16 protein-coding genes are annotated in these 18,323 nt (G+C 57.0%); 9 read left to right on the top strand and 7 right to left on the bottom strand.

Features of this window, described 5'->3' with window-relative positions:
• Nucleotides 1-36 precede the first annotated feature (36 nt).
• From QWI16_RS17960 to QWI16_RS17945, 4 genes are all read left to right on the top strand, one after another.
• On the top strand, nt 37-1,215 hold the full coding sequence (locus QWI16_RS17960) for an aspartate aminotransferase family protein (RefSeq protein ID WP_302715323.1): 1,179 nt from the start codon (nt 37-39) through the stop codon (nt 1,213-1,215).
• A gap of 16 nt (nt 1,216-1,231) precedes the next feature.
• Nucleotides 1,232-2,167 (top strand): ornithine carbamoyltransferase, encoded by a 936-nt coding sequence (gene argF / locus QWI16_RS17955; RefSeq protein WP_302715321.1) that lies wholly within the window; start codon nt 1,232-1,234, stop codon nt 2,165-2,167.
• A gap of 73 nt (nt 2,168-2,240) precedes the next feature.
• Entirely contained in the window at nt 2,241-3,269 is a 1,029-nt protein-coding gene (ygfZ, locus tag QWI16_RS17950) for a CAF17-like 4Fe-4S cluster assembly/insertion protein YgfZ (protein ID WP_302715319.1), read from the top strand.
• Nucleotides 3,270-3,292: 23 nt separating this feature from the next.
• Nucleotides 3,293-4,129, top strand: a complete 837-nt coding sequence (locus QWI16_RS17945; protein ID WP_302715317.1) for an HDOD domain-containing protein — start codon at nt 3,293-3,295, stop codon at nt 4,127-4,129.
• A gap of 70 nt (nt 4,130-4,199) precedes the next feature.
• On the opposite strand, the gene ung is transcribed toward QWI16_RS17945, so the two are convergent.
• From ung to QWI16_RS17930, 3 genes are all read right to left on the bottom strand, one after another.
• Nucleotides 4,200-4,883 carry a uracil-DNA glycosylase gene (gene ung / locus QWI16_RS17940; RefSeq protein ID WP_302715315.1) on the bottom strand — a complete coding sequence of 228 codons (684 nt, stop codon included), beginning with the start codon at nt 4,881-4,883 and terminating at the stop codon, nt 4,200-4,202.
• A 38-nt stretch (nt 4,884-4,921) separates the two neighbouring features.
• A complete protein-coding gene (locus QWI16_RS17935; protein WP_302715313.1) occupies nt 4,922-6,112 on the bottom strand; it encodes a type III PLP-dependent enzyme in 1,191 nt (396 codons plus the stop codon).
• 290 nt (nt 6,113-6,402) lie between these two features.
• Entirely contained in the window at nt 6,403-7,005 is a 603-nt protein-coding gene (locus QWI16_RS17930) for a peroxiredoxin (RefSeq protein ID WP_302715310.1), read from the bottom strand.
• 369 nt (nt 7,006-7,374) lie between these two features.
• Here QWI16_RS17930 and QWI16_RS17925 point away from each other — a divergent pair, with 369 nt between their 5' ends.
• A complete protein-coding gene (locus QWI16_RS17925; protein WP_302715308.1) occupies nt 7,375-7,584 on the top strand; it encodes a bacterioferritin-associated ferredoxin in 210 nt (69 codons plus the stop codon).
• Nucleotides 7,585-7,746: 162 nt separating this feature from the next.
• Nucleotides 7,747-8,223, top strand: coding sequence for a bacterioferritin (gene bfr / locus QWI16_RS17920; protein ID WP_302715305.1), 477 nt, complete (start codon nt 7,747-7,749; stop codon nt 8,221-8,223).
• 137 nt (nt 8,224-8,360) lie between these two features.
• Here the strand turns inward: bfr and QWI16_RS17915 are convergent, their stop codons facing one another.
• On the bottom strand, nt 8,361-9,128 hold the full coding sequence (locus tag QWI16_RS17915; RefSeq protein ID WP_302715609.1) for a hypothetical protein: 768 nt from the start codon (nt 9,126-9,128) through the stop codon (nt 8,361-8,363).
• An 87-nt stretch (nt 9,129-9,215) separates the two neighbouring features.
• Nucleotides 9,216-11,732 carry a protein kinase domain-containing protein gene (locus QWI16_RS17910; RefSeq protein ID WP_302715303.1) on the bottom strand — a complete coding sequence of 839 codons (2,517 nt, stop codon included), beginning with the start codon at nt 11,730-11,732 and terminating at the stop codon, nt 9,216-9,218.
• Nucleotides 11,733-12,127: 395 nt separating this feature from the next.
• Here QWI16_RS17910 and gcvP point away from each other — a divergent pair, with 395 nt between their 5' ends.
• Complete coding sequence (gene gcvP / locus QWI16_RS17905; protein ID WP_302715301.1) at nt 12,128-15,034, top strand: aminomethyl-transferring glycine dehydrogenase; 2,907 nt, start codon at nt 12,128-12,130, stop codon at nt 15,032-15,034.
• Between the two features lie 160 nt (nt 15,035-15,194).
• Nucleotides 15,195-15,659 carry a hypothetical protein gene (locus tag QWI16_RS17900; RefSeq protein ID WP_302715299.1) on the top strand — a complete coding sequence of 155 codons (465 nt, stop codon included), beginning with the start codon at nt 15,195-15,197 and terminating at the stop codon, nt 15,657-15,659.
• 22 nt (nt 15,660-15,681) lie between these two features.
• Here the strand turns inward: QWI16_RS17900 and QWI16_RS17895 are convergent, their stop codons facing one another.
• The gene (locus QWI16_RS17895) at nt 15,682-16,341 is read right to left on the bottom strand and encodes a hypothetical protein (protein WP_302715297.1); all 660 of its coding nucleotides are present in this window, start codon (nt 16,339-16,341) and stop codon (nt 15,682-15,684) included.
• A 478-nt stretch (nt 16,342-16,819) separates the two neighbouring features.
• On the opposite strand from QWI16_RS17895, the gene QWI16_RS17890 reads away from it, so the two are divergent.
• Nucleotides 16,820-17,401, top strand: coding sequence for an outer membrane beta-barrel protein (locus QWI16_RS17890; RefSeq protein ID WP_302715295.1), 582 nt, complete (start codon nt 16,820-16,822; stop codon nt 17,399-17,401).
• 180 nt (nt 17,402-17,581) lie between these two features.
• On the opposite strand, the gene QWI16_RS17885 is transcribed toward QWI16_RS17890, so the two are convergent.
• Nucleotides 17,582-18,292 carry a hypothetical protein gene (locus QWI16_RS17885; RefSeq protein ID WP_302715293.1) on the bottom strand — a complete coding sequence of 237 codons (711 nt, stop codon included), beginning with the start codon at nt 18,290-18,292 and terminating at the stop codon, nt 17,582-17,584.
• Nucleotides 18,293-18,323: the final 31 nt, after the last annotated feature.

Genomic DNA, 18,323 nt, shown 5'->3' with positions numbered 1-18,323 from the left:
CCCAGGCTCGGGTGACACTGTTTTTGGAGAAAGACAATGTCAACGTTGATGAACACATACGGCGACCGGGCTCTCACGCTTACCCGGGGCGCGGGCAGCCGAGTGTGGGACGATGCTGGCAAGAGTTACCTCGACGGCATCAGCGGCATCGCTGTGTGCGGGCTCGGTCACGCCCACGCCGCCGTCAGCCGCGCTATTGCCGAGCAGGCGGATCAATTACTGCACGTATCCAACCTTTACAACATCCCGGCTCAGAAATCACTGGCCAATAAACTCTGCACCGCTGCGCAGATGGACAATGTGTTTTTCTCCAACTCGGGCGCCGAAGCCAATGAAGCCGCCATTAAACTGGCTCGCAAGTACGGCAACGACAAAGGCATAGACACACCGACCATCGTGGTCATGAAAAGTGCGTTTCACGGGCGCACTATGGCAACCCTAACCGCCACCGGCAACACCAAAGTTCAGCAAGGTTTTGAGCCTCTGCTGCCGGGTTTTGTGCGTGCCCTTTACAACGACATCGCCGCTATCGAAGTGCTCGCGGCCGAACACAAGAACATTGTCGCTGTGCTGGTGGAGCCCGTTCAGGGCGAAGGCGGCGTGCGCGTGCCCGACAGCGACTATCTGGCGAAGCTACGGGCGCTGTGTGATCGCCACGAATGGCTGCTGATGCTCGATGAAATTCAAACGGGCAACGGCCGCACCGGCAAATACTTTGCCTACCAACACACGGACATATTGCCCGATGTGGTCACTACCGCGAAGGGGCTCGGCAATGGTGTGCCGATTGGCGCCTGCCTGGCACGTGGCAAAGCCGCCAGCGTTTTTGGCCCAGGCAATCACGGCTCCACTTTTGGCGGCAACCCCCTGGCCTGCCACGCCGCCGAGGCGGTGGTTGACACCCTCTTGGGCGGCAACTTGCTCGCCCAGATTGCCGAGCGCGGCGAGCAAATGCTCAACGCACTTAAAGACAAACTCGCCGACAACGACAAGGTGGTGGATATTCGCGGCCACGGTCTGATGATCGGTATCGAGCTTGAAAACCCCTGCCTGGAGCTGGTGGGTAAAGCCCGCGAGAAAGGCTTGCTGATCAACGTCACCGCCGGCAACACCATTCGCCTGCTACCGACGTTTATCATGACCATCGAAGAGACCAACGAACTGATCAACGGCGTTGTGTCGCTCGTGGAAGAATTTGAACCGATTACTGAATGATTGAATAGGCAAAACTATGGTTGCAGCTAGAGCACCAGAGCAACGCAAAAAAGTGCGGCACTTTCTCACGCTGAACGACATCAGCAAAGACGAGCTCAAAGCGATCATCGACCGCGCCATTGCGATGAAAAAAGAGCTGTACGAAGGCCGCGCCAAGCCCTTGCTGGAGCGCAAGGTGATGGGGATGATTTTTGAAAAATCCTCCACCCGTACACGTGTGTCTTTTGAGACCGGCATGGCACAGCTCGGCGGTCACGCCCTGTTTCTGTCACCGCGCGACACCCAACTCGGCCGCGGCGAACCCATTGAAGACTCGGCCCGTGTGCTCTCGCGCATGGTGGACATCGTCATGATCCGCACCTTCGGCCACGACATTATTGAACGCTTTGCCGAGTACTCTCGTGTGCCGGTGATCAACGCCCTGACCGACGACTACCACCCCTGCCAATTACTGGCCGATATCCAGACGTTTGTCGAGCTCAGAGGCTCGCTGCAGGGTCGCACCGTGGCCTGGGTCGGCGACGGCAACAACATGTGCAACTCCTATATCAACGCATCGGCGCTGTGCGATTTCGAGTTGCGCATCGCCTGTCCGGAGGGCTTTGCCCCCGAAGCCACGCGCCTTGACGGCTACACCGATCGGGTAAAGCTGTGCAGCACACCAGAGCAAGCCGTTGCCGGCGCCGACCTGGTGGTGACTGACACCTGGGCGTCCATGGGCCAGGAAGACGAGAAAAAAGAGCGCGAGCGTGTTTTCTCCAGTTACCAGGTCAATGCCGAGCTGATGAGCCACGCGGCCAAAGACGCTCTTTTTATGCACTGCTTGCCGGCCTATCGGGGCAAAGAAGTCAGCGCCGAAATGCTTGACGGTCCGGACTCTGCGGTTTGGCAAGAGGCGGAAAACCGCCTGCATGCCCAAAAGGCCCTGATCGAATTTTTGCTGACACAGTAAAACTCTCTGACGCCCCTTTATTTGCAAAGGCGCGGGGGCTTACCATGGCGCTTTTGCCCTACGCGAGGCACCTATGAGTAACTGGCTGGAGTTTCTTGAAGCTCAAGGCGCACGCCTGCTAACCGACGGCAGCGTGCTGTTTGCCGGCGACCCGGCGCCGCCGTGCACCACCAGCACCTGGTTGACCGCTATCGGTCAAGAGGCTCTGCTGCAGGTTCAGGGCCCCGATGCCCGCAAATTTCTACAGGGCCAGGTGACCTGCGATTTACGCGAGCTAGAAAAAGGCCGCTGGCTGCCCGGCGCGCAGTGCAACCTCAAAGGGCGAATCATCGCCAGCTTTGCTTGCGCAGCCGCCAATCCCGACACGCTTTTGCTGCGCACCAGCGCCGATTTACTGGAAACCCTGCACCAGTCTTTGGGCAAATACGCAGTCTTCTCTAAGGTCACGCTAAGCGCGGTGAGCGAAGACTGGCGGCTGATGGGCTTGCAAGGGCCGGATGCCGGTGCACTCGTCGCCCAGCAGACCGGACTCGACCCGCAGCAACCCGGCGAGGCTCTCGCCTCTGAGTCTGTGATTGCCCTGAAGCACGAGGAAGAGCGTTATGAGCTCTGGGTGGCCGCCGACAAGGCGCAAAAACTCTGGCTCTCCCTGGCCGAAGCCTGCCAGCTGGCGGGCAGCGGACACTGGCAGCTGGAGGATATTCGCGCCGGGGCCGGCAAAGTGATCGCCGCTACCAGTGAGCGTTTCACTCCTCAGGACCTTAACTATCAATTGACCGGCGCCGTCAGTTTTAAAAAAGGCTGTTACACGGGCCAGGAGATCGTCGCCCGTCTACACTACAAGGGCAAGCTGAAAAAGCATCTGTATCGTATTGGCTTTGACGCCAGCGAGTTGCCGACACCGGGCACCACGCTTGCCGACGCCGAAGGCAAAGCCTGCGCCGAGCTGGTGCAGCTGGCCTGGGCAGCCAAAGGCCGGGCCGAAGCCTTGGCCGTGCTGCCCGAGAAGGAGAGCGCCGCGCCGCCACTCGGCCCCGAGGGCACGCCAGTCGAGCGATTGAGCTTGCCCTATGCGCTGCCCACAGCAGACAATAACACCTGACAAGAAAACCAACGGGACTGCCAATGAGTCAAGTAGTAGATACCGTCCGCCAGGACATCATCTCCGCCATCAAATCCGACAAGCTGGTCCTGCCGACACTGCCAGAGGCGGCGCTGCGCGTAAGAGAGGTGGCAGAGGACCCGGATGCCAACATGGACCAACTGACGGCGGTCATTGGCAACGACGCTGCCCTGTCGGCGCGCATCGTGCGGGTGGCCAACAGCCCTCTACTGCGGGCCAACAAAGCCATTGAAGATTTAAAAACCGCCGTCATGCGCCTGGGGATCGAATACACCTGCAATATCGCGACTGGCCTCGCGATGCAGCAGATGTTTCAGGCCACGTCCGACTTGGTGGATAAGCGCTTGCGCGATGTCTGGACCCGCTCCAGTGAAATTGCCGGTATCAGCCACGTGCTCTGCCGCCACTACACGCGCTTGCGGCCGGACCAAGCCACCCTAGCCGGACTGATTCACAAGATCGGGGTTCTGCCGATTCTTACCTACGCCGAAGAGCACCCCTCTCTCCTCAAAGACAGCCTGACGCTCGATACTGTGATCAACCAGCTGCAGGGACCGATCGGCGATCTGATTCTCAAGGCCTGGGACTTTCCCGCCGAGCTGGCCCACATTCCCTCACAACATATGAAGTTTGACCGCCAGGTGGCCGAAGCCGATTACGTCGATATTGTCACCGTCGCCATGCTTCAGAGCTACCTGGGCACCAACTCTGCGCTGGGGCAGGTGGACTATCACCAAGTGAGCGCCTTCGCGCGCCTGGGCATGGACCCGGACATGCAGATGGCCGAGGCCGAAGACCTATCGGCCGATATGGAAGCGGCCATGACCCTGCTTCAGTAAAGTGGCCTAAGCGCACCATAAAAAAAGCAGCCTTTGGGCTGCTTTTTTTATAAGCCGACATCCAGCGCGTCTAAACTCGCCAGTCTATGGGCTCCACACCCCGACGGCGCAAATACTCGTTCGCCTTGCCAAAGTGGCCATTGCCGATGAAACCCCGATGCGCCGACAGGGGTGAGGGGTGCGGCGACGTGAGAACCAAATGCCGGCGGGTATCGATCAACCGACCCTTTTTCTGCGCATAGCTACCCCAGAGTAAAAAGATCAGCCCTTCGCGGTCGCGATTGAGTGCGTCTATAGCCGCATCGGTAAACGCTTCCCAGCCGCGGTTTTGATGGGATCCGGCTCGACCACGCTCTACGCTCAAGGTCGCATTCAGCAACAAAACGCCCTGCTCTGCCCAGCGCTGCAGACAGCCGTGGGCGGGACGCGCCAATCCGAGATCGCGCTCAATTTCCTTAAACATGTTTTGCAAAGAAGGCGGTGGCGGCACACCCTCAGGTACCGAAAAACACAGCCCGTGTGCCTGACCCGGTCCGTGGTAGGGGTCCTGCCCCAGGATCACCACTTTGACCCGCGCAAAAGGCGTGCTGTTAAAAGCGTTGAACATCAGGGGGGACGGCGGGTAGATTTCTTTGCCCGCCTGTTTTTCCGCTTGCAGAAACGCTTTAAGCGCCTGCATATGGGGCTTGTCGAACTCGCCTTGTAACTCGTGAAGCCAGCCGGGCTCGAGCTGAATGGGTTTTGCCTCGCTCACAGATTTCTCCTTTTGCAAGCGAGGCAATGTACCACCGATTACTCGCCGATGCAGTACTCGGCCAACGGCGGAAAGCCGTTAAACTCCACCGCACTGTAGCTGGTGGTGTAGGCACCGGTGGAGAGCCAGTAGAGCCTGTCGCCTGGCTCCAGGGTCAACGGCAGTGGGTACTTGAAGTTCTCGTACATGATATCGGCGCTGTCGCAAGTTGGCCCCGCCAGCACCGAACCTTCCAGTTCCCCGGTTTTTTCCGTATACACCGGGTACTTGATGGACTCGTCCAGCGTTTCGATCAGGCCGGAAAACTTACCCACATCGGTAAAGACCCAGCGATGCAAGGCGGTGCGGGATTTGCGCGAAATCAGCACCACTTCACTGACCAGAATACCGGCATTGGCAATCAGTGAGCGGCCGGGCTCGAGAATGATGCGGGGAAACTCCTCGCCAAAATCCTCTTGCAAAAAGCGGGTGATCTCTTCGGCGTAGGTCGCCAGATCATTGGTGCGACTGATGTAATTGGCCGGAAAGCCACCGCCCATGTTGATCATCTTCAGCTCAATGCCCTGCTCGTCGCGCAGGCGGTCAAAGATCACCTTGACCTTGGCCAAGGCGGCGTCCCAGCTGCCGATTTCACGCTGTTGTGAGCCCACATGAAAAGATACACCATAGGGCTCGAGCCCAAGTTCGCGGGCCTCTGTCAAAAGCTCGACGGCCATCTCGGTTTCACAGCCAAACTTGCGCGACAAAGGCCAATCGGCGGTTTGCGAGCCGTCGGTCAGCACGCGCACGTACACTTGCGAGCCGGGCGCTTCACGGGCGATGGTCTGCAGGTCGGACTCCGAATCGGTGGCGAACAGGCGCACGCCGCGCTCGTAAAAATAGCGGATATCGCGCGCTTTCTTGATGGTGTTGCCGTAACTGATACGCGAGGCATCGACGTCCAGACCCATGACCTTGTCCAGCTCGTAGCGCGAGGCAATGTCAAAGTTGGCACCGCGATCGCGCAATAACTTAAGGATCGCCTCGGCAGGGTTGGCTTTTACCGCGTAGTAAATATCCGCGTAGTCAAAATGCCCCACCAGCTCATCGTAGGCGCCGGAAATGGTCGGCAGGTCAATCACCACGAATGGGGTCTCACGCTGGTCGGCAAAGTTCTTAATGCGGGTAAACGTCTCAGACGAATAGAAATCCGCCAACTGGGTGACACCGTTAAATTCATTCATGGACATGGCAGCCTCCAAGGCAAGTGTTCGCGGTAAAAAAGAAGGGGCGATCCGCCAGAGCAAATCACCCCTAAAACCGTAGATACCAGGGACACTGGAATCAAATCGGCGCGCATTTAAAGGCTAAAGCTCGATCGACGCAATCGTTTTCTTAGGCTATTTTCTTATAGGTTAGCCCTGTTTTTCCAGCTTTTCTCTGAACTTTGCTATAACGGCCATGTGGCTGCCACCAAGGTCGCGCAGATATAAAAAACCCGGCCAGAGGGCCGGGTTTTTGGCAACTACAGGTAAGCGTCTTACAGCTTGCCAGAGTTCTCGGCCAGGTAAGAGGCAACACCCTTGGCAGAGGCGTCCATACCCTTGTCACCTTCCTGCCAGCCAGCCGGGCAAACTTCACCGTGCTCCTGGTGGAACGCCAGGGCATCGACCATACGCAGCATCTCATCGACGTTGCGGCCCAGCGGCAGGTTGTTGACCACTTGGTGCTGGACAACACCGTCTTCATCGATCAGGAAAGAACCGCGGTAAGCGACACCGGCGTCGGCTTCAACGTCAAACGCTTGGCAGATCTCGTGCTTGGTGTCGGCAACCATAGTGTATTTCACCTGACCAATACCACCCTCGTTCACCGGAGTGTTGCGCCAGGCGCTGTGGGTAAACTGAGAGTCGATGGAAACGGCAATCACTTCCACACCGCGCTTTTGGAAAGCGTCAAAACGGTTGTCAAAAGCAATCAGCTCAGACGGGCATACAAAGGTGAAGTCCAGCGGGTAGAAAAAGATCACCGCTTTTTTGCCTTTAATGGCTTCGGACAGCTTGTACTCGTCAACGATCTCGCCGTTGCCCAATACAGCCGCTGCAGTAAAATCCGGTACTTGTTTTCCAACTAATACGCCCATGTCTTAATCTCCTAAGTTAACGGACTGAGAATTGAACTCCCCGCAAAGGTGGGGTTGCTCTGGGTAAAAACAACCCTGATCTGCTAGGGAATGTGACAAAGCTTTAACAATCAGGCACTTGCCCCCTGATAGAGAGCCACTATCTTACACCCTCTGTTTCTCCCGTCACATTGATTTTTTATATGACTCCGATTGCATTTTTAGCAGGTTGCGGAATGTGTCGCTAAAAGCGGCAAGCGGACAACCACCGGCTTATGCCTTTTTGTGGGACCACAAACAACAATTATTCTCACAAATTATTGACATGGATTCTCATTACCAATACTATCTCATTGTCACAAAGGCTTAACATGAGATCGCCCTGCCACCATGTACGTTTGTCTCTGCAAAGGTATTACCGATCGCCAAATCCAGGCCGCGGTGCACGATGGCGCCCACAGTCTGGGCAAACTGCGCAAAAGTCTCGGCGTTGCCAGCCAGTGCGGCAAGTGCGCGAGTCTGACCCGCGAGATTCTGGATGAAACGCTGCAGGAAATTCCTCAAATCGGCGGCCTGCCCCAGTTTTACGCTGTCGCCTGAACCTGGCAAAGTAACTCAGGCGCAAAACGCAATGAGAACAACTTTCTTAATCGTTTAAAAGTCCTTTCACATCAAGCACTTACGCTTGACATGACGCACTTTCAGGCCCACACTTACGCCGATTGATTCACGGTGCATACCGCGCAAGGTAAGGAGTTGGTCATGAAAGGCGATCCCAAAGTTATCGAAATTCTCAACAAAGTGCTGGGCAATGAGCTGGTTGCCATCAACCAGTACTTTCTTCACGCTCGCATGTACAAAGACTGGGGCCTGAAAGAGCTGGCTGACCACGAGTACCACGAGTCCATTGACGAAATGAAGCACGCCGACATGCTGGTGGAGCGTATTCTGTTCCTCGAAGGCCTGCCCAACCTGCAGGATTTGGGCAAGCTGCTGATTGGCGAGAACACCAAAGAGATGCTTGAGTCCGATCTCAAGGTCGAGATGAAAGCCATACCCGATCTGCGTGAGGGCATGGCCTATTGCGAGAAAGTGCAGGACTACGTCAGCCGGGATCTACTAAAGCATATCCTGGAGTCCGAAGAAGAGCATGTGGACTGGCTGGAAACTCAGCTGTCACTGATCGAGAAAGTGGGTATTCAGAATTACCTGCAATCGAAAATGGACGGCGGCGAATAACCGCGCGTTACTCGACAGCCAAAAAGCAAAAGGGCCGGATACTACCCGGCCCTTTTGCGTTATAGCGACTAAAACAACCCGCGTGCTCCACCGAGCTGAGCACCCCAAAATCAGTCAGGGCCTAGGGCCTGCTAACACTAATTGAGCAGGCCGTATACCCCCACCGAGTAGGCACGCTTGTCGCGGCTGCCGTCCAGCGAGCGAACTTTAACCGATTGGCCAAGGCCCACCGGGTCGTCGGTGTAGAGCGTGTTGCCTGTGCCTTCATCAAAGCTAACCACACCGGGCTCTTTAAAGAAGTAACCCACCAAATCGCCCTTTTCTACCCCCACACTCACCGGAAAATTTACCCGCGCCACGCCCGACTGGCTCGCCTGCAAGACGCCGCTTTGCCAAATCACCAGCAACTGATCACCCACCGGGCGCATCACCTGCACGGTGAAAGTGCCGGGCTTGATGAAATGGGCGCTTACACCAGTGAGAGTGCCATCACCGGGCATGGGGTTGGCCATATCCACCAATAGCATCGGTTCATTATCCACCTTACTGCGCTGTACCAGTTCACCGCCGACATAGTCCAGCAAGTCGCTCTGAACCATAAACTCTTTAAATTCGTCGATCTCTTTCTGGACAAAGCGGCGCACCTGCCCGCGCAGCTCGGAAGACTCCTGCACCCTGACGGTTTTTTCGGTGTCGAGAACAGCCATCACCCGGTTGAGCTCGTTAATCTGTGCCTGTAGCTGTTGCTCCTGGCTCTGCAGCGACGCTATCTTCGCGCGGGCCTGTTCCAGCTCTGCCTGCAGCTGTTGGTTTTCATCCTGCATTTTTTTAACGTTGGGCTGGGTCTGGCAAGCGCTCAGCAACACAACCGCCAGCACAAGGCCACCCATGGATTTAAGGCTCATCACATTCGTCACCCGAGTCTTGTTTAAAGGGACTGCCAAACAGAGTAAGTGTAGCAAGTTTCTCGGGGTGGTATCGGCCAAAGCCAATCACTCACCCACTTTAAAGGATACGCTCGCCAGGCGCTGATCGCCGAGCTGCAAGTCGACGTGATAACCGCCCTTGCCAAACCCGGCCACCGGGCGCTCGATGCGGAAAAACTTGGTGCCCTCTCGGCTGGTGACAATCACCGGCACCTGGGCAATTTGCACACTGCGAGAGCCATCCATCAGCAGCGCCTGAATAACACTCGCCTCGCTGTCGAAATTGCGGTACTCAAAACCGAGATAAATTATCCTGTCGGGCGCAAGCTCGTCCGGCTGCGGCTGACCGAGCGTCTCCATGGGGCTGGCAGAGACTTCCAGACGCGAGACCGACGGCCTTTGCGCCTCGGCGAGCTGATCGAGCTGCAAGCGCCGGGTCAGCAGTGCCTGAGACTGAGGGAAACGGTCGCGGGCACTGGCCAACTGCAGGGAAGCTTCATCGAGGGCACCGGCGCGAATCATACTGTCAATGCGACCGAGCAAAGACTGTTCGACCTTTGCCAGGCCCTGCGCAGCCACATCACTACCCGGCTCGCGCTCGGCGAGACCGGAGTAGGTTTCATAAGCGTTATCGCCTTTGGGGGCAATCAACTTGTCCGCCGCCAACTGGGCATCGGCCTTAGCCACTAGCGCTTCACGCGCCTGACGCTGACGTTCGAGCTCAGCGGTGTGCTGCGCCAGCCGGGTCTGCATCGCCTTCAGTGTCTGGTTGTCAGGGTCAACGCCCAGGCCGCGTTCCACCAGGCTGGCAGCTCGGGTGTAGTCGCCGTTATCCAATTGCGCCTGCGCCAGAGCTTCGTAGCGCTGTACCACCTGGGCCAGCCCCGCCTGGGCATCGGTATTGCCTGGATAGCGCTCAAGCACCTGCTCGTAGGTGTCCAGCGCATTGGCGCCGGCGGGAGAACTGAGGGCATCAGCCGCGAGGTATTCGGCGGCGCGGGTCAGTGCCTCGTCGAGCCACAGCTGCGCTTCACGTTCGGCGATAGTGGCCGCCAGGGCCTCGTCGCGACCGGCGTCGGCATAGGTCTCTGCCCGGATGGCAGCAAGGCGCTTCGCCTCGTCCACTTGCCCCTGTGCCAGTGCCTTTTCAATACGCTCGTCCAGAGAGTCGGCCAGCTCTTGCAAGCCCAGCTCGCCGGCTTGCTGCTCACCCAACTCGGCATTGCCCTGCATCTTGCGATACAGCGCCGCTAACTCGGGGGCAATGCTGGCGTCCTCGGCGTAGTCCATGCGCAAGGCCTCAGCCTGCGTCATGATGTCCGAGGCGGCCGCCTGCTGCCCGGCTACCGCAGCGGCCTCTTGCTCGGTAGCCATGACTGAAGCGCTCGATGCGCTCGACATTGAGGCGCTGCTGGCCGAGCGGATCGCCGGAGCCTGCGTCAATTCACGCTCGGGTAAGCGCTCGGCAGGCGCCTCAGACTCTAGCCATTGCCAGGCGTACCAACCGCCGCCGGCGAGAAGCACCACCAAACCCAGCAACCAAGCCTTCCCAGTGCCACTTTTGGGCGTTCGCTCGGAGGCCGCGTAGCCTATGCTGTCTTCAGAGCTGACGCGAAAGCTATCGGCACCTCCCAACTGGTCGTCATCCACTTTGGCACTGCGGGTGGCACGCGCGACTTCCTCAGTATCCACGCGGGTATTGGCCACCTGAGCTGACACCACGGTGGCGGCGGACTCATCCACCTCGTCCACCTTGGGCAGAGCGGCGATGGCCGCCTTGATCTCGTCAATTTTGCTGGCGGGTATGGCATCCAGGTCGGCAATCAGCTCACCGCCATTCTGGTAGCGCTCGTCGCGCTTTTTCGCCAGCGCGCGATTGATGATCGGCTGGAAAACCGCCAGATGCTCCGGTAACTGGGGCACGGGATCGGACACATGCATAATGCCCACCGCCACCGCCGAATCCGCATCAAAGGGGACATAACCGCAAATTAATTGAAACAGCACCACACCCAAGCTGTAGATGTCGCTGCGCGGATCCACCTTGGCCCCTTTGGCCTGCTCCGGGCTCATATAGTGGGGGGTGCCCATGGTGGTGCCCGTTTGGGTCATACCCGAGGCCACGTCTGAGGCGCGCGCAATGCCAAAATCCATCAGCACCGCGCGGCCGTCCTCGGCGTGGATCATGATGTTCTCGGGCTTTACGTCGCGGTGGATGTAGCCCTTGCGTCCGGCGTAGTCCAGCGCCTTGGCCACGTCCCGCACCACCTGCAGCGACTGGTCCAGTGCCAGGGTATAGCGGTGATCTTTGAGATCCTCACCGGGGATATACTCCATGGACAAATAGTGGTTGCCATTGTGCACACCCACGTCGTAGACGGTGACAATATTCGGGTGCATCAGGCGCGAGACAATGCGCGCCTCACGGATGAAGCGCTCACCAAAGCTCGGGTCCTTGGAGAGCTGCTGGGACATGACCTTGAGCGCCACCTCGCGCTCAAAGCTCTCCTGAATGGCGAGGTAAACGGTCGCCATACCGCCCTCGCCCAAGGTGTCAATGATCTTATAGCCGGGTATTTCCATTCACTGCGCCAAAAGAACCTAATATAGAAATGTGTAATTGCTGACGTTCTGCATTATACGCTGTGATATCGCCTTTTATTCTATTGGAAACGACTTATTAATCCTCAGCGGTCTGAACGTAGGGGCGAGCGGAAAATGGGTGCCAGCCCTCAACTCGCCACTTTGATAAAGACCTGACCGTGTGTGGCCCCGCCACCGGGCGATCAGATTAGTGTCAACACGCCCCAATAGCAATAGAGGCCAAGAGTTTATCGGCCAAAGGCGCGGATTCTCAATTGCTCAAAAGCCCACCAATTGCTACTATTGCGCCCCTTTACCGGCACCGCCCAGCGTGGTGTAAACGCCCGTATCCGGGCGGCATTTCCCGACACTGATTTCCAGACAAGAGATTCTCTATGACCCAGGATTTTCGCCGTGCCCCTCTGGCCGAGCTGGCCCATCACGACGCCTTTATCCAGCGCCACACCGGCCCGGACGCCGCCCAGTGCACCGCCATGCTCAACAGCCTGGGGCTCAGCAGCATCGACAGTCTGATCGAGAAAACCGTACCGGCGAAAATTCGCCTGGGTGAGCCACTGGCTCTGGAGACGGCAAAGTCCGAGGTAGAAGCCCTGGCCGAATTAAAAGCCATTGCAGGTAAAAACAAGCTGCACAAGAGCTTTATCGGTATGGGTTACTACGACACCCATGTACCCCATGTGATTTTGCGCAATGTGCTGGAAAACCCCGGCTGGTACACCGCCTACACCCCCTACCAGCCGGAGATTGCCCAGGGCCGCCTGGAAGGGCTGCTCAACTTCCAGCAGATGATCATTGACCTGACCGGTATGGAGCTGGCCAATGCCTCCATGCTCGATGAAGGCACGGCCGCCGCCGAGGCCATGGCCATGTGCAAGCGTCAAAACAAGAAAAACCGCTCCGACACTTTTTTTGTCGCCGCCGACACCCATCCGCAGACCATCGCCGTGGTCAAAACCCGAGCTGAGCACTTCGGCTTTGAAGTGGTTGTGGATGAGCCCGAGGCACTGGCCAACACCGAGTGTTTCGGCGCCCTGCTGCAATACCCGGGCACCACGGGCGAAGTGCGGGACTTAACGGATATTATCAGCGCCGCTCACGAGCAGAATAAACTGGTGACCGTCGCCTCAGACCTGCTGGCCCTGATGCTGCTCAAGTCGCCCGGCGAAATGGGCGCCGATGTGGTGATTGGCACCAACCAGCGCTTCGGTGTGCCCATAGGCTTTGGTGGCCCCCACGCCGCTTTCTTTGCCTTCCGTGAAGCTTTTAAACGCAACGCCCCCGGGCGGATCATCGGCGTGTCCATCGATAGCCGCGGCAAAACCGCACTGCGCATGGCCATGCAGACCCGCGAGCAGCACATCCGCCGCGAGAAGGCCAACTCCAACATCTGTACCTCGCAAGTGTTACTCGCCGTAATGAGCGTCTTCTACGCGATTTATCACGGCCCAGGAGGGCTAAAACGCATCGCCGAACGGGTCGCGCGCCTAACAGACACCCTCGCCGCCGGGCTCACAGAGCGCGGCTTTAGCTTGGCACACGAGCGCTACTTTGACACCCTGTGTGTCAAAGTCGGCGAAGCACAAAAACCTCTTTACCATACCGCTCTCGCCAACCAGCTCAACCTGCGCCTCGTTGGCGAAGATTGCCTCGGCATCAGCCTCGATGAAACCACCACTGAGGCCGAGGTCAATCAGCTACTGAACGTTTTCTGCGCCGGAGATCACGGGCTACAACTGAGCCAGCTGGATGCCCAGCTGGCCGAAGGCGCCCTACCCGCTGGCCTGCCAAGCGAACAGCGCCGCACCGACGCCGTACTCACGCACCCGGTGTTCAATACTTACCAGTCCGAGACAGAAATGCTGCGTTACCTCAAGCAGCTTGAGAGCCGCGACATCGCCCTGAATCACTCCATGATTCCGCTCGGCTCCTGCACCATGAAGCTCAACGCCACCGCCGAGATGATCCCCGTCACCTGGCCGGAGTTTGGCAAGCTGCACCCCTTCGCCCCCATCGAGCAAGCGCAAGGCTATGCGGTGTTGTTTGAACAGCTGGAGCAAATGCTCGAGGCCTGCACCGGCTACGACGCCGTCAGCCTGCAACCCAACGCCGGCAGTCAGGGTGAGTACGCGGGCTTGGTCGCGATTAAAAAATACTTTGAAAGCAAAGGCGAGTTCGAGCGCGACATCTGCCTGATTCCCGCCTCGGCCCACGGCACTAACCCCGCCTCAGCGCAAATGGTGGGCATGAAAGTCGTGGTCGTGAACTGCGACAGCAAAGGCAACGTCGACCTCGCCGATTTGAACGCAAAAATCAGCGAGTACACCAGCCGCATCGCCTGCATTATGGTGACCTACCCGTCTACCCACGGCGTGTTTGAAGAAGGCATCACCGAACTGTGCGCCGCCGTACACAATGTCGGCGGACAGGTATATATTGATGGCGCCAACATGAACGCGCTGGTTGGCGTCGCCGCGCCAGGGAAATTTGGTGGCGATGTCTCCCACCTTAACCTGCACAAAACCTTTTGCATTCCCCACGGTGGTGGCGGCCCCGGCATGGGGCCCATTGGCGTGGCGGAACACCTAAAACCTTTTTTGCCCGCGCACCCGGTACAGCCTGTTCCCGAAACCGATGTGGCGAACGGCACCATTTCCGCCGCACCCTGGGGCTCGGCCAGCATCCTGCCCATCAGCTGGATGTACATCAAAATGATGGGCCGCGAAGGCATGGCACTCGCAACCCACATGGCCATACTCAACGCCAATTACGTGGCGAAAAAGCTCGGCGACCACTACCCCATTTTGTACAAAGGCTCTGAGGGCTTTGTCGCTCACGAGTGTCTATTGGATTTGCGCCCCCTGAAAGAAGCCAGCGGCGTGACCGAAGAAGACATCGCCAAGCGCCTGATGGACTTTGGCTTTCACGCCCCCACCATGTCCTTTCCGGTGCCCGGCACCCTAATGATTGAACCCACCGAGTCCGAAAGCCAGGAAGAACTCGACCGCTTTATCGAGGCCATGCTCACCATTCGCAAAGAAATTGCGCAGATCGAAAGCGGTGAAGTCGACTACCAAACCAGCGCCTTACACAACGCCCCCCACACTCAGGACGATGTACTCGACGGCGACTGGCAACGCCCCTACACCCGAGAACAAGCCAGCCGCCCCGCCGCCTGGCTAAAACAGCATAAAGTCTGGCCCTCGGTGAACCGTATCGACAATGTCTATGGGGACCGCAACCTGATTTGTTCCTGCCCCACCATGGATGAATACCGGAGCTAAATCTACCGCTTGACGTTTATTCCGCGGCAAACACGCCATACCGCACAGAGTAAACGTTAAGCGAACGTTCTTAAAAACCAGAGCTCTATAACAGCGCCTGAGTGGCAACCGACCATTCAGGCGCAATGGCAACAATACCTCTTGCGACGAAAGGGACTTTATGAAAGCACTTATACCCGCACTGACGCTTTGCCTCGCCGCTTTCAGCCATGGCGCAGACAACAACAACTTCTCCGTAGGACTCGGCACCGATCACGCCGGCGTTGCCGGGGTGAAGTACGCACTGAACCATGGCAAGTCAAAGTACTATGCCTCAGTCGCACTACTGGGCTACTCCAGCGCCGTCGGCGGCGAGGTGGGTTACGGCATCGGTTGGGAGAGATTAGTAGCCAGTGACAAACACGCGCTCGGCCTGTTTGCCGGAACCGTCTCCATGGACGAAAACCGTGATGAGGCCGTGATCTATCACGGCTTAGCCGGAACCTATAACTTCTACTTCAACGGCTTCACCGAGCGCTCATGGGTACTCGGCGGCTCGGTGTACAGCGGCGTCACCTCAGACGACGACAGCTATATCGATAACAACACCAGCGGCATCTTCGTCAAAGTGGCATTTCAGTGGTAGGCTAAAAAAGCAACCCTTTTCCTTACCGATTACGACTGTCCAGCCAGGGACGATACACGTGCTCACGATTGAAGTCCCGCTGGACGTCGCCGTTTTGAACCAAAGCTTTTTTATCGCCGGTATGTGGGTTGGTGACGTAGCTTTTAATTGACTGCGTGGTGTTAGGGTTTTCGCTCCAGCGGATATTAAAGGCCGCGTATTTGGGGAAGAAATATAGGCTTGCGTAGTTAGGTAAGTGGTCGTGAATCCACCAGGCAAGTGCCGTCCAGTCGCCCGTTGTCTCGAAGTAATCAATAAAGCTGGGCACGACCACGGTGGCGGTAGCGCCTAAATAGCCATCGGCGTCTTTGTAATCCCAAATATGGTGGGCATAGTTTTTCTCGTTACTCGCACAGTTGAGCCCCTCTCTATTGCCCAACTCATTCACCGCCGGGCTTCGGTAGGCCGAGCGAATAGCAATGGGGCCAAGTTGTTGCTGCATCGGCTCAAGAAGGTTTTCGCATAGTCCTTTGCCCGCCTCAATCGCCACTTCTGGGTGGTCAGGTATATTCACCAAGCCATAAGCCTGCGCGATGGTTGAGTACAACATATCGCGCATAAAAAAGCTTTTCGACAGACGCACGCGGCCCAGCTTATCGAGTTTTGTTTCCAGTTGTTTGGGGTTGTCTACTGGGCAAAGCATTTTTTACTCCGAGGGACGCTTACTCCATTCTAATTGCAAAACACTCATAGCGAACGATACTGATGGGATAGGCACAGGCTGCCTGCATCCGGCTCGGAGACTTTAGGTTATAGCTGCCGACCCAGCTGACCAATATTTGATCTTTTGTATTACCCATCCATGCCCCCAAAACTCACCGTTGTACCGCTCTACCTGGCGCTTATATACACACCAGATCATACCCACGAAAGGCGGTTTAGAAAAGCTACTTTCTGCTGTTACCACCAAGGCACCTTTTCGGTTAACGATTAACCAAGACAACCACCTGCAAACCTGCATCCGCGGTAACACTTCGCTCACCAAGCCAAGTGTGCCGTACCACTTTGGGCAATATGGCGAACTGGAACGCCATCACGCGCCCCTTTGTATAGAGTGCGCGCCTCTCGCGAGCCGGCAGATCGGCTTGCGCGGTTTATTTACACATAAAAAGGACTCTTTGATGCGTAAGCAGTTTATCCGCAGTACCACCATGGCCATTATCGGCCTTTCGCTTTGCTCTCAGGCCGCCTTTGGTCAGTGGTACGGCAGCGCCAATATCAGTCGATCATCCGGGAGCAGCGGAGATCAGAGTGACGCGACGGGCTACGCTCTGAACCTCGGTTATGAATTTACTGACTATATCGCGCTGCAGGCGGGCTATGTCGATTTTGGTGAATTCAAGGCAAGGGGCGACCTCAACGCATCCGTTCCTGACCGGCTGGACCTGCAATTGCACAGTGCGTCGGTTTCAGCAGAGGGGATAGAGGCCTCGTTGCTGTTCGGGCTGCCGGTGAGCGAGACGTTCAAAGTCTACGCAGAGCTTGGCTACTACCAGTGGGAAACCAACCTAGAGTTCTCCACGACTGGCAGCGATTCTGACATCCTGGAGCCCGATAGCAGCAAGGGGGAAGACCTGCTCTACGGCCTAGGGTTGGAGTACCGGTTTCATCCCAAGTTGTCGATGACGCTGGAAGGCACTTACTACGAGACAGAAGATGAAAAGCTTAAACAGCTGAGTGCGGGAATAAAGTACCGGTTTTAAGGTTTATTCAAATGTGCCAAGCGCTATTGTCGTTGCGATACAGCGCTTGGCACTGCGTATTTGGAAATGGGGCCTGACCTAAACGCTCAAGCCCCCTGCCATTCACCGCAGGTAAGGCTCACCACCGCTTCAAAAGCCTGATTCAGTGAATGGTCGTAGCAGGCCGAACAAGCCCCGGGGTTATTCAGAGAGTCTCCCGCTCCCTCTGTAAGCCGCGTCGCGCCGCTCTATTTCTTTCGTTTGCTCGTCCATTTTCAAGTAACGCGTGATATTCAGGAGCGTGTTCAGCTCAGAATCGTATCGGTTGTCCGCGTCATCAGGTGTCAATGGGTAGTCTCCCTGGCGAATACTGCTGAGGGTTTGCTCCCGGCTATGGCGAATATCCTCGAAAGCGAGAATAGGGTCACCGAGGTACTTACCAATCAGCTCGTACTCGCCCGCAGCGATCAAATCGTCCCTTACCGCGAAATAGTAGCTTTTCGCCTGTTCCGGGTAGCGCTGGCTCAGTTGCTTGAACAGTTCAGCCGTCGCCGTGCGAGCATCCAATACACGATTGACGGATGAGTACTCCATCATGGTCACGAACTCAGCGTCACCCGTCAATAAATCCTCTTTTAGCGTTTCGGCCAACTCGACAAGCGCCTGCTGTGCCGGCGGGTAAACCCGCCCAAGATCCGCCCAGTGGCTAAGCGCATAGGACAGACGCACCGCACCCATGTCGGGTGATGAACGCGATTGCTCAAAAAAATCCTGATGAGCCGCAAGCGCCTCTTGATACTCTCCATCTTCGGCCAAACGGTAGATGTCAAAGAGGTCATCGTTAGCGACCTTGCCTGCAAACACTGGCGCCGCTAAAAATAGGGCGAGAAAACCCACTGACTTAAAATTCATTTATCCTCCCTGCTGTAAATTGACAGTTCCT

The sequence above is a fragment of the Gilvimarinus algae genome, assembly GCF_030518215.1.
GTDB classification, from domain to species: domain Bacteria; phylum Pseudomonadota; class Gammaproteobacteria; order Pseudomonadales; family Cellvibrionaceae; genus Gilvimarinus; species Gilvimarinus algae.
Note: the sequence above shows the minus strand (reverse complement) of the source record. Positions and strands in the feature narration are given on the sequence as shown.